This window comes from Anaerocolumna cellulosilytica, assembly GCF_014218335.1.
GTDB lineage: Bacteria > Bacillota > Clostridia > Lachnospirales > Lachnospiraceae > Anaerocolumna > Anaerocolumna cellulosilytica.
In genome coordinates this window covers 4,568,251-4,581,745 of the sequence record NZ_AP023367.1, presented here as the reverse complement: position 1 = coordinate 4,581,745, position 13,495 = coordinate 4,568,251, and the positions used below count along the sequence as shown (strand labels likewise).

The 13,495-nt window shown below is 36.0% G+C and carries 8 protein-coding genes; 6 read left to right on the top strand and 2 right to left on the bottom strand.

The annotated features are described in order from the left end of the window. Positions 1-59: 59 nt before the first annotated feature. Entirely contained in the window at positions 60-863 is an 804-nt protein-coding gene (locus tag acsn021_RS18840; RefSeq protein WP_184091568.1) for a rhamnogalacturonan acetylesterase, read from the bottom strand. 282 nt (positions 864-1,145) lie between these two features. Here acsn021_RS18840 and acsn021_RS18835 point away from each other — a divergent pair, with 282 nt between their 5' ends. The 6 genes from acsn021_RS18835 to acsn021_RS18810 all read left to right on the top strand — a co-directional run bounded on the left by acsn021_RS18835 (position 1,146) and on the right by acsn021_RS18810 (position 11,260). Continuing rightward, the gene (locus acsn021_RS18835) at positions 1,146-3,473 is read left to right on the top strand and encodes a helix-turn-helix domain-containing protein (RefSeq protein WP_184091570.1); all 2,328 of its coding nucleotides are present in this window, start codon (positions 1,146-1,148) and stop codon (positions 3,471-3,473) included. A gap of 348 nt (positions 3,474-3,821) precedes the next feature. Further along, positions 3,822-4,778 (top strand): ABC transporter permease, encoded by a 957-nt coding sequence (locus acsn021_RS18830; protein ID WP_184091572.1) that lies wholly within the window; start codon positions 3,822-3,824, stop codon positions 4,776-4,778. 24 nt (positions 4,779-4,802) lie between these two features. Further along, positions 4,803-5,705 (top strand): carbohydrate ABC transporter permease, encoded by a 903-nt coding sequence (locus acsn021_RS18825; RefSeq protein ID WP_184091574.1) that lies wholly within the window; start codon positions 4,803-4,805, stop codon positions 5,703-5,705. 49 nt (positions 5,706-5,754) lie between these two features. Next, positions 5,755-7,320 (top strand): extracellular solute-binding protein, encoded by a 1,566-nt coding sequence (locus acsn021_RS18820; RefSeq protein ID WP_184091576.1) that lies wholly within the window; start codon positions 5,755-5,757, stop codon positions 7,318-7,320. A gap of 182 nt (positions 7,321-7,502) precedes the next feature. Then, positions 7,503-9,929, top strand: coding sequence for a rhamnogalacturonan lyase (locus acsn021_RS18815; protein WP_184091578.1), 2,427 nt, complete (start codon positions 7,503-7,505; stop codon positions 9,927-9,929). A 77-nt stretch (positions 9,930-10,006) separates the two neighbouring features. After that, complete coding sequence (locus acsn021_RS18810; protein ID WP_184091580.1) at positions 10,007-11,260, top strand: FG-GAP-like repeat-containing protein; 1,254 nt, start codon at positions 10,007-10,009, stop codon at positions 11,258-11,260. Positions 11,261-11,437: 177 nt separating this feature from the next. Here the strand turns inward: acsn021_RS18810 and acsn021_RS18805 are convergent, their stop codons facing one another. Then, complete coding sequence (locus acsn021_RS18805; RefSeq protein WP_184091582.1) at positions 11,438-13,369, bottom strand: SGNH/GDSL hydrolase family protein; 1,932 nt, start codon at positions 13,367-13,369, stop codon at positions 11,438-11,440. Positions 13,370-13,495: the final 126 nt, after the last annotated feature.

The window sequence follows — 13,495 nt, the reverse complement described above, 5'->3', positions numbered from 1 at the left end:
AAAAGCTACATGAGTGTTTTTATGGAAGTAACCTTTGGTTTGATGCTCTATGTTGTCATTTACAGTGAGTCCAGTGGTGATAAGGATTTAGGCTCCACCAGGCTTTTTAACAGGTCAAGCTGGTTGTCCTTATTATATTTTTCAATAAGGGCTGCCACAATATTTGCAAAGGCCAGTGCTCCCTTTTCCTGCAGATGGGTATTATCATTAACCCCTTCTGCATATGCACTGTCTTTGTACGCACCAGCTTTTACCCACAGGAACAATTCTTTACTTTCTTCTGTTCCGTAAGCATTGCAAAAGTCAGTACTGTACCTGCCTAAATCCAGCAAAGGAATATTTTCTTCCTCGCTTATGTTTAACATTACTTCCCTGTAAGGCTGAAAACTTATATGAAACCTGCCGTCTTCCTCACAGTTTCTTCTGGCAACAGGAGTTACAAGAATACAGGTTGCCTTCTTCTCTTTACAGTCATTGATATATTTATAAATGAATTTGGGAAAATCTTCTGGTGCTACATATCGTTCAGGACGGTTAATAGTTGCGTCATTATGTCCAAATTGTAAAAAGACAAAGTCACCTTCCTTTAATTTGGGCAGGAGGTTGTCCCATTTTCCTTCTTCTATAAAAGAACGGGAACTTCTGCCTCCGATAGCTCTATTTTCAATATGTAAAGCAGGTGTTTCATATATTCTTGCCTGAGGATATGGACAATCTGCTACAGTTTCTTCGATGCATTTGTCTCCGTCTTTAAAAAACTGAATAAAAACTTGTCCCCAACCTGTTTGAGGATAAAAGTTATCTTCATAAGATTGGACGGTAGAATCAGAGACTAGGTAAATGTTTGTTTTGCTTTGTTTCATTTTTGTTTTCCTTTCTTCGTTAAACCTTGTTGTAATATTTTGGAATGGAAATTCTTTTGTTTTTATTGTAAGTATAGATAGTTACAAATGCAATAATCATTATATATTATTCATAATAAACAGTATATAAAATGATTATTTAGGGTAAATTATATAAAATACACAAATACAAAGTGGATAATCACAAAAAATTAATGTTTTTGCTTTATTTTTTTTCTAAAATCCGATATACTTTATATATAAAACTATAGAATGAAAGTGGATTACACAAAGGGTGCTATTATGAAATCATCAAGACTAAACATTAACTACAAATACAGAATATTCTGTTCCATAGTAATAATCACTTTGATACCAATTATATTTCTCGGTTTTTACTCCTACCATACTTATGTGACAGAGCTGGCTGATAAAATCCAGTCCTCCAGTTCAGCCTCAGTTAACCAGGTAAAAAATCGTGTGGATACTCTTTTATTTAATATTCGTAAAAATTATATTGAAGCTGTAGAAGAGGAAGAAATCAAATGGCTGTTAGAGGATGAAATCTGGTACTCTGATTATACAAAGCTGGTAAAGGCGGGAAAGACGTTATGGGGACCTACCTATTACACAGAATATATAGAAGGATACACTTTTATCAATTTTCATACAGAATGGGTTCTTAGTAATCGTGGTATGTACAAGTATGAAGTGGTAAAGAATAAGGAAGAAGTAGAGGAAGTTTTTCATCTCATGGATGATAACTTAAAAAGGAATTATTGGATTACAAGGCTTACAACTTCTACTGAAACGCTGGCAACAGAAGCTGTGAACTTAAGAAACATATCTTTAATACTTAATGTTCCGCTGATACAAAAGAATCCCAATGGTATGCTGGTAGTAAATTTGAACATGGGCAAATTGAAAAGTGTGCTAAAGGAAGATTTAGCTGGTGCTGATATTACTGTTTTGGATAAAGAAGGAAATCTTATTTATTCTACGAATCTAGAGGTTGCCAGGAACTGTATCAAAGAAATTGAAAACCATGATTTTGACAAGCAGCTAATTGGTAACACTATGTTAAAAGGCGAAGAAGGCAGGGAATACAGTATAGCTGTCAAGGAATCTGACGCGATGGATTGGTACTATATAGTAAGCTATGATTGGGATAGTGTCAATCATGGTGGTGAGGCCATCCTGTCCATAACTTTCCTGATGTTTGGATTGATGATAGTCATACTTGCTCTTTCTTGGTTATTTACCAATAAATTATACTCCCCTGTATTTCAACTGGCAAAGTATGTGACAGGATTATCGCCTACGAAAGAGAATGGCACCATAAACAATGAATTTGATTTGATTGCAAAAAGAATTGATAATCTGGTAGACAATAATACAACCCTAGAGAACTTGGTTATAAGTCAGCAGCCTCAGCTTATGGAGTTATTTCAGCTGCATCTGATTTGCGGTGATATTAAGGAAGAACAGATTCATTCCTATATGGAGAAACTAAATTTAAGTATAGGAAGATACTTTATGGTTATGTCTATTAATCTAAAATCCCAAAGTTCAGAGGAGGCCTATGATGAAGCCAGGCAGGATGCTTTGCGTATTGATACCATTGATAATATGCCGGATAAAATAACCGGTAACTTTATTATGCCTCCGGTTTGCAATGCCAGAACTATTACCTGTGCTGTGACAGCAGATGACAAAAAAGAATTAGATGAAAAGATAATGAATAGCTTTTCTGAGTTGGACATATTCGTTAGGAACAAGTATAATCTACATATTAGTATGGGTATCAGCTCAGCTTATGAAGATATAAAGGAATTTAGATACGCCTATCAGGAAAGTATTGAGGCACTGAAAGGGAATGAAATATTTAGCAGGTCAAAAGACTATGAAGTACACAATGATTTGATGTTCTATTCAGATTTCACTACAGAAGAAAGTGGTTTTACTTATGATAGGATGTTAGAGAGGGAACTTAAAGAAGCGGTTGATACAGGAGAGAAAGAAAAAGCGTTTGAACTGGTGGATGTGTTTCTTGATTCTTTAAAAACGAATAATGTACGAAATAATGAAATGAGTCTTAGTTTGCAACGATGTATGATTGCTATTATTTTGGTAGCTATAGATGCAGGACTGCGTGTGAATAAAATATTTGATAATGATTTGTCCAATATACTGCTTCGGTTTAATCAGATATATGATATGGATAAAATAAGCGGGTTTTTAAAGTATGAAGTAATTGTTCCGATTATAGCTAATTTAGAAGAATTTAGAACAAGTAAATCTTCAGAAATTATGAAAGATATACAGGAGCTCATAGAAAGTACCAAGGGAGATGTAACATTGACAGAATGTGCTGAGAAGTTAAATTATCATCCTACATATATATGGAAGGTTATGAAAGTTGAAAAAAATACTACTTTTAGTAATTATGTCAGTGAGTACCGGTTAGAAGAGGCGAAGAAGTTACTGGTTCAGACTAATATGACCGTATCAGAAATAGCTTCTCAGCTCCGTTATACAAACTCTCAGAATTTTATCCGTTTCTTTAATAAATTAGAAGGAAAGACGCCTGGTAAGTACCGTCAGGAGTATAAGAATCTGGAAGAATTCTAAAGTACACAAAGGATATTCTTATTTTTAGACAGCAATGATTATTATGACGAGTTGTGTTTTGTGTTAGTTGTTATGTTTTACTATATAGACTGATTACTATGAAATGGTTATATGTATAGTGCACAATTACGGTGTATTGCACATATAATCATTTTATTTTTTTGTGTGTAATCAGGCAAAAAAATGATTATCCTATGTTTAAATTGTATAGATGCATTGAAATGTTTTGGATAATATGCACAATGAAAATCGATGTAGATATTATGATTATTGACGTTATGACAACATCCCTAGTAAGATAGGATTAACTTAATGTTCCACACTAATTTTAAGATAGGAGATTTACCAATGGGAAAAAGTTTATCTTATTCGAAGAACAAACCTGTCAGTAGCAAAAAATCAGGTGGTTTTTTGAAATACCTCAAACAGCACAAATGGCTTTACTTAATGCTTTTGCCTGGTGCACTTTATTTCTTAATCTTCCGCTATATGCCAATGGGCGGAATTATAATTGCATTTCAGAAATATAGTCCTTTTTTAGGAATCAAAGGAAGCCCTTTTGTAGGACTTACGCATTTTAAAAACTTCTTCACAGGAGCAGATTTCTGGATGCTGTTAAGAAACACCTTGTCAATTTCATTATTAAGCCTGGTATTCTATTTCCCAGCACCGATTATATTGGCGTTATTGTTAAATGAAATTAAGCATCAGAATTATAAAAGAACCATACAAACCTTTATATACATACCCCATTTCATATCCTGGGTTATTATTGCCAGTTTGACATACCAGTTATTTAATATAAATGACGGTATCGTTAATATGATTATCAAACAGATATCAGGAGACACCATTAATATTCTTGGATCACCCTCCTACTTTAGAGGATTAATCATCGGACAGAGTATATGGAAAGAAACAGGATACGGAACAATTATCTTCCTGGCCGCATTATCAGGCGTAGATATGGAGCTTTATGAGGCTGCAAGAGTAGATGGTGCAAATCGTTGGAGGTTGATGTGGCATATTACCTTACCTGCAATTAAGGCGACCATTATTATTATGTTAATTCTTCGTGTAGGTTCTATTTTAAATACAGGCTATGAGCAGATATTCTTAATGCGCAATTCTCTGAATATGTCCACAGCAGAGGTTTTCGATACTTACATCTATCAAAAAGGTATAACCAATGCTCAGTATTCGTACAGTACGGCAGCAGGTTTATTTAAATCCGTAGTTGGAATGATTATGGTTTTAGGTTCCAATAAGATTGCCAAGAAGGCTGGAGAGTCCGGTATTTATTAAGGGAATTGAAAGGAGAATTTATAAATGAAACTCAAGAAAGCGCATAAAAATAAGATTAAATCAAGCCCCGCTGACAGAGCAGTACAAATAGCAATTTATGTTATAGTAGGTCTGGTTGGACTAATAACACTGTTACCTTTTTTATACATTATTGCAGGTTCCTTTGCTACAGAAAAGGAATTAACGGAAAAGGCCTTTTTTATCATACCAACAGAGGTATCCTTAAACGCATACAATTATATTACACGTACAGGAGAAATTTTTAGAGGTCTTAAGAATTCTATCTTCCTGACAGTGGTAGGTACCATTACCAATATGTTTTTTACTACTACCTTTGCGTATCCGTTATCTCAAAAAGATTTTAAGGGAAGAAATGTAGTACTCAATCTGGTTATTGTCACCATGTTATTCTCGGGTGGTATGATTCCTACTTTCTTAGTAGTAAAAAATCTAGGATTGTATAACAGCTTCTGGTCCTTAATACTATTAGGAGCAGTTAGCCCATTTAATATGATTATTATTAAAAACTTCTTCCAGGAGATACCGGCAGAGCTGAAAGAAGCCGCTAGAATTGACGGAAGTAACGACCTTGGTATCTTTGTTAAGATTATTTTACCATTGTCAAAACCGGTATTGGCATCTATTTCTCTGTTCTATGCAGTAGGACATTGGAATGATTACTTTAGCGCTATGATTTATCTGCAGGACCCTAAAAAAGAAACAGTTCAGATTGTACTTCGCCGAATTGTTTTACTAGCAGGCGGAATTCAGACGGATATGTTTGATTTTGATATTTTGGGTACGCCACCGGATAAAGCGGTTAAGATGGCAGCTACTGTGGTAGCAACGATTCCGATTTTAGCTGTATATCCTTTTGTACAGAAATTTTTTACTAAGGGTGTAATGGTTGGTGCCGTTAAAGGCTAAACCATTTACTGATAAATAATAACACTTACATTTAAGGAGGATTGTATTTATGAAAAGAAGGAGTGTAAAAAAAGCACTGGCCTTATTCTTAGTTACTGCAATGGCGGCTGGAAGTCTTGCAGGTTGCGGTAACACATCAAGCAACAATGGGGGAAAAGAAACAAATACGCCTGGAACAGAGGGTGCGGCAGAAAGACCAACCATATCCATGATGACATTTGACTTTGAAGGAAGTCCTGTATCTGGTGAACATTCAGAGGATGTTATCAAAAAAATGGAAGACTATACAAATACAAAAGTTAACTTTAGTTGGGTTCCTAGTGATAACTACGAAGATAAATTAAGCTTAACCTTAGCCTCTGCAAATGATATGCCTATGATTATTGCTGTTGGAAATATGACTGCTGCTATTACTGGTGCCGCAGAAGCAGGTGCTTTCTGGGATTTGAATGAATTTATGTTTGATGCAGAAAAGTATCCGAATCTTTCGCAGGCAAATGAAAATGTTAACAAGAGTCTTACCGTTAATGGACAGTTAATTGGTATATACAGAGCAAGAGATATCGGACGTAACGGTATGGGATATCGTGCAGACTGGGCTGAAAAATTAGGATTAGAAGAACCTAAAACAATTGAAGATGTGTATAACATGATGTATGCCTTTACATACAATGATCCTGACGGTAATGGTAAGAATGATACATACGGTCTGGCATTAAGTAAATACACGGGACCTTTTGATATTATCCAGACTTGGTTTGGTGTAGGTAACGGCTGGGTTGAACAGGATGGAAAGTTAGTACCGGTTCATCAGACAGAAGAATACTTAGAAGCTGCAAAATGGTTGAAAAAGATGTATGATGACGGTTTAGTGTACAAGGACTGGGCAGTTAGAGATACAGCAACTTGGCAGGACAGTGTTAAAAATGGAGAATGTGGTATGTTTATCGACGTACTGGACGGTTCCAGAAGAATCTGGGATTACTTTGTAAATAACAATGTACCGTCAGTAGTTGATGCCAGCCAGCCAGCGTCTATGAACTTAGTAGGTTCTATTAACAATAGAACACTAGCAACTTCCGGTTACAATGGTTTCTTCGTAATTACCAAGGCAGCAGACACAGAAGAAAAAGTGGCAGCTTGCTTAAATTATTTAGACAAAATGTGTGATGATGACATGATGATATTGTCTTCTTATGGATTAGAAGGAATTCATTGGGAAATCGGTGAAGACGGCAATTTAGTTGACCTTGATGCAGAAGATGCTGTAGCATCTAAAGCTTATGCAGCATTAAACCAGACGGTAGCATCTATCCCTAATATGAAACCAACTAAAGTATCGATTGCTAAAACAGAAAGAAATATTTTGGAAGAAGCAGTGAAGCAGGCAAACATTGATAAGGCAGTATTTAATCCTGCAAGTGCTTATCTGGTAAACTCTGCGACTTACTCTTTAAGCGGAGCAACATTAGATCAGTTATTAATGGATACCAGAACACAGTTTATCTGTGGTGAAATTGATGAAGCAGGTCTTAAAAAAGCATGGCAGCAATGGTTAGACTTAGGTGGTGCCAGTGTAATTGAGGAAGTAAATGCACAATATACAGCTAACTAATTTGTAACGGAAATATCCGTACCAGTTCAGGGCTGAAAAACGTAACCCAGTCGTTTCAGGCGGTGCGTTTTTTGGCCCTGATTTTATTATCTAATAAGCAAATTTATGGGAAAATAAATGCCGTTGCGGGCAGGCAGACTGTTTTGCGTTGGGGATATTGAATATATAAGGAGGGTAATCATATGATAACCGGATTAAAAGCAATAAAAGTAGAGGAAGATTTTATAGAAATTTCCTGGGATATTTTAGAAGGAGCCGATAGCTACCGGATTTATTGGGCTGATAAAGATACTCCCACTATGAAATATAAATGCATCGGGGAGGTTTTGGCACCGACCTTCTGCGTAAGAAAAGCAACCCATGTACCCCATTATTTAAAAATTGTATCTGTAAAGAATAACGTAGAAGAAAGTCAAAGTAATGTCCTTAAAACTTCTGTAAAAAAAGTATTTAAAGAACAATTAGAAAAACTGTCCAGAGGTTTAGTCGTTATAAGAAAAGAAGAAGGCAACTTCCTTACTTGGAGAATGTTTTTAGAAGAAGTTTCAGGGTACAATGCTACCGGTATGACAGGAACTGACTATGTAGTTTATAAAAACGGAGTGAAGCTTTCTGTAGTTACAAACAGTACAAACTATCTGGATAGGAATGGTACGGCAGAGGATGGATATTCGGTTGCTGCCTTAAAAGAGGGTGTAGAAGACTGCCCTTCTAAGGAAATAAAACCTTGGAAGTCTGGGGAAAATTACATTGATATACCGTTACAAATACCAGAAGGGGGAATCACACCTGCTGGAGAAACATATACCTACAATGCAAATGATATGAGTGTAGGTGACATAGATGGAGATGGCGAGTATGAGTACTTTGTGAAATGGGATCCCAGTAATTCTCATGATGTTTCCATTAGAGGATATACCGGAAAGTGTTATATTGACTGCTATAAATTAAGCGGACAGCTTTTATGGCGACTTGATATGGGCGTGAATATCAGAGCGGGAGCACATTATACCCAGTTTATGGTTTACGATTTTAATAATGACGGGCGTGCAGAAATGGCAGTAAAAACAGCTCCCGGAACTAAAATAACAACTTACAATACGGATGGCAGTATAAAATCTGAGAAATTAATAACAATGCCATCTAAGGATGTTGCAGACGGCTATACCCATGAGGATAATTATGTTTATTCTGCAAAAGACTATAAAAAACATCTTATTCGAATGTTTACAGAATGGCATAACCATCCAGAAGTAATTGCAGGAAGATGGCCAAAGACTTTAGAAGAGTGTTTTGGAATACCGCCAACATACAATTATCCCTTAAGTACAGAAGATGCTGAAAAGCTAACAGATTATTTTATCACGGTATATGCACCAAGCAGAAGCAGTAAAAATAAAATGGATGAATTTGAAGGCTTTATTATGACAGGCCCAGAATATTTAACTATGTTTTCTGGAGCAGGTGAGGAAATAGAAACGATACAGTTCCCTTTTGAAAGAGTTGATGACGGGTTAATGTGGGGAGATTATTCTATGAATCGTATAGAACCTTGTAACCGCTCTGACCGCTTTTTATCCGGTGTTGCATATCTTGATGGAGAACGCCCATATCTAATTATATGTAGAGGATATTATACCAGAGCCTGCATTGCAGCTTATGAGTTCTTTGATAATACCTTTAAGGAACACTTTATTGTAGATTCTGGTTTTGTTCCTATGAGTAATCCGTTTGCAAATAATCCGCATGGTGATATTGGTACTGACCCAGTATATGGAATACTTGCAGGACAGGGAAATCACAGTCTTTCCACTGCTGACGTTGATGGGGATGGTTTTCAGGAAATTATATATGGCGGAGCAGTTATAGACCATGACGGCACTGTTCTCTACAGCAGCTACGGATATCTTCCGGATGGAACCTATGCTAAATTCGGCCATGGTGATGCCATGCATGTTGCGTGTATAGATCCGGATCGCCCGGGACTTGAGATATTTAATGTTTTTGAAGGTGCTAAGGCCGCCCCCTATGGATATGCTTTAAGGGATGCAGAAACCGGAGAGGTATTCTTTGGGGAATATGCAGAAACTGATTTGGGAAGGTGTATGATTGGTGACATTAATCCAAAGGTAAGAGGGTTGCAGGTCTGGGTAAAAGAGGTTTATTCTTGTACCGGAGAGCTGCTGCCTGATAAGCTACTGGGGACAAATCAGAGTATTCGATGGGCAGGGGATATGAGTACGCAGATTTTAGACAGCAATGATATCTTTGGTAATCACAGCGGAACCATTCAGGATAATACCCATGGAATTATGTTAAAACCAGAAGGAATGGCTACGAATAATGGTACAAAAGGAAATCCTTGTTTAGTCGCTGATATATTTGGAGATTTCAGAGAAGAATTACTGCTGCGCAAAGCAGATAACAGTGCTATTCGTATCTTCATAAATGCAGAAGTAACGGAGCATAAATTGTTTACACTAATGCATGATATCCAGTACCGTACCGGAATTGCATGGCAGAATAATTGTTATAATCAGCCCTGTTATACCAAATTTTATTATGCAAGTGATATGGAATGGAAATATGTATTACCTTATCTTGCATAAATCAATTAATAATGTACCTATATGATAGGACACCTTAAATAGAAATTATAGAAACGAGTTAGTATAAGGAGAATAAAATGGATCCCTATTTATTAGGAAAGATTAATATAGAAAGCGGAGGAAAGGGAAAAGCCCTGCTAGGAGATATTAACGGTGACGGTAGAATGGAATTACTTATCGTACAGGCAGATGGTAATATTGATGACCGCTATGTACCTCACCAGGTCACCTGCATTACTGCCTATAGCCTCTTAGGGGAACAGTTATGGCAGAAGGGGGAATTAACCGATAAACCAGGTGGATTTGGCTCTGACTTTCCGGCTCAGGTATATGATATTGATGGAGATGGCTGTCTGGAAGTCCTCTGCGTCATGGATAAGCGTTTTCTGATTCTTGACGGTAAAACAGGAGAAGTAAAAAAATCCTATGAACTTCCGGGTGAGAATGCCCATGATTGTATAGTAATTGCCAATGTATCCGGCAATGAAAGAGCAACGGATATTATATTAAAAGACCGCTATGAGAATATGTGGGTTATGGATAATAATTTCAAACAGCTGTGGAAACATTCCGGTAACTTAGGGCATTATCCATGGGTTTACGATATAAACGGAGATGGCTTTGATGAAATTATGGCAGGTTATGACTTATTAAATCATCAAGGAGAAGTTCTCTGGTCCTGTAAAGATTTAGATGACCATGCTGACTGCCTCTGGGTAGGGGATGTGAATGGTGATGGATTACCGGAGTTTGCTGTAGGTGGAAGCGTAACCTGCCTCTATGACAGAGATGGAAAAGAGCTTTGGCGTTATACTGGTTCTATTGAATCACAGCATATAGCACTGGGTAGATTCTGTGAAGACCTGCCGGGACTTCAGATAGCAGGGCTTGACAGAATTGTAAGAGGTGATGGCTATAAAGGTCAATGGGACGGTAGAGACGGAATGTTCTTAATTGACTGTGACGGAAAAGAGCTTTGGAAAGAAGACAGGAAAACAAAGGGTTGGCTGACCATTGTAGATACTTATCGAAACTGGAATGGAGAAGGAAAGGATTATATCCTTGCCTACCGCAGAGGAGGCGGTGTAATGCCGACTTTGTATAACGGAAAAATGGAAGAAATAGTATCCTTTTCACAGGATGGTTACGTCATACATGGAGATTTATTCGGCAGGGGGATAGAGGATGCTATTGTATATGATGATAAATGGGCATACATCTATTCGGGAACGGAGTATAATCTTGAGGATGTACCATCTGGGAACCCCATACCGCAGGTAAAGAGATTGTATGCCTCAACCTTATATCCCGGAGGGGAGTACTTAAGATAGATAGGTGATAGTTCAAAGCGCCCTTATTTTAGTGGTTTTGATTCGTTAATTCAATAAAAAGGTTGTTTCGCAAACACCTATCACTATTTCTAATCAGAGGTAAGTAAGACAGTTTCTGCCTCTTGCTTACCTCTGATTTATATTATGAGTTATGGCAGAGAGTTTTTATATACTTCTCTAAGAAATATAATCAGCAAAATATTTCTTTTTTAAAAATTCATAAGTAATAGGTGTTACATGCTCCTTCAGCTCATCATATTTCTGTTCTTTTAATAATGTTCTCACAATGGATGCACTTATAACGGATTTACCATTAGTAGTATTTTTACGTGGGATGCATTCAACTTCAACGTTATACTTGGGTGATAGTTCAATAATTTGTTCATTAAATTGACGTGTGACGTTGCAATTTGGTTCCTCACCGATAAAGCGTTTTGTAATATTAAGGATAGGAGCAATCTTTGAAGCGAATAGTATTACATCTTTACTTAAATCAACTACACCAGTCTGAAATTCGCTTTTTTTAAAATACTCGGAATTGAAAATTTTTGACCCCATAACTTTACCGGTGGGCAAAATGGTAACATTTGACAAATCTAGAGTGTTTTGTTTTGCCAAGCAAAAACGATCTGCAAAGGAAAAATCACCATTTTCTTCTTGTAAGATAAAGATATATAGATGATCTACTCTACTTGCTGCATAATCAATTAAAAATCTATGTCCTTTCGTGAAAGGATTGCAGTTCATAAGAACAGCTCCGATGTTTTCTTTATTAACTTTGAATTTTTTAATGTCTTCAATATAGGCCGTTAAGTCTCTGTTAACAAATATATCTTCCAGTTTCGTTAAAAAGTCCGAGTCTTTGCTTTCTTTTAGAGTTTTTGCCTCAGTTATAAGGTGATTCTTTGTTGCAGTTAACCATTGCACAGCTTTATATAATTCGTCAGCTATTAATAAATTCCCATTTGGTCCATAGTGGCGAAAATTAAGAAAGAGATGTCCATAATCATGAGGTCTTTGGAATTTTTCTGTAAAGTCATAATAAATAATACCTAAGTCCATACATCTAAATTTAGTAAGTTCGTTTATTTCGTGAATGACTTTAGGATTATAGTCTGAAAAATGAATACTTTGAAACTCTTGCTGCATGCTTCGTTCCAGTTCGGTTGGATTCTTTATTTCTATTAAAGTGGGCATATTCATATAAACAAACTTTACATTTAAGTTATTACAGAGCTCCTGAATTTCAGTTAAATATTCCATTCGGACTTCAATATTTAAAGGTATATTACCTTGGAAATCAGGAGTTCCCGTAGTTAGAAACACAAGATCACCTTTTTTAATGTCCGCGTGTTTTATTTGAAAGACCATTCTTTCAATATCTTTACCAGGTATTCCATAGTTAATTACTTGATAAGATAAAGCATCCTTATCAAGCTTGCCTTGTAATAAACTGCAAAAGGTATATTTATCTTCTGTTAATATTGCATAAGCCCTGGAATCACCAAACACATGTATTTTATGGGCATATTGACTTTTTTCATAGACGGTTACTTTTTTACCGTTGCTGTGATTTATGTATCTGCTTTTGTAATCCTCTAGACCAATGGTATCTTTATTTTTAACAACAATATAGCCGGGTTCATTCTTTAATTCTTTTAAGTATCCCGGTGAATAGTAGGGAACCATGCTGAAGGCCTCTCTCATAAACGGTGGGTCACTAAACATGTATTTATTTAAATCAAAAATATATTTTTTCCCCTCATAGCATATTCCGCCCCAAGTATTTAAATCATTATTGCTGAATATATATAAATTTACAACCAGTTTAAGAGTGTTATGAAGGGAAGATATTATATCATCAAAGTTGGAATCTAAAGGAAAGATTAGGAGTATATTAATAGTTGATATACTACCAATTTTATTTATTAGAAAGGAATTTAGGAACTCTATTTTTTCTGGTACACATTCTATAAAGAAGTCTGGAATACCAAATAGGCTTAATTCATATATTTTTTTTCCTAATATATTGTCGCCCAAAATTAAATAGTGTTGTGAGGTTTGTGAAATTTCTTCTAAAAAATTGTTGAAATATTTTACAATTATCATTATGTGACCCCCCTACAAAACAATAGAAATGACTTCCTAATGCAGAAACATAATATTTATAGTTATTTTTTATAAATATTATTGTTACATTTTGATCGAAACAGTTTCCTGATATTTCCACATCTA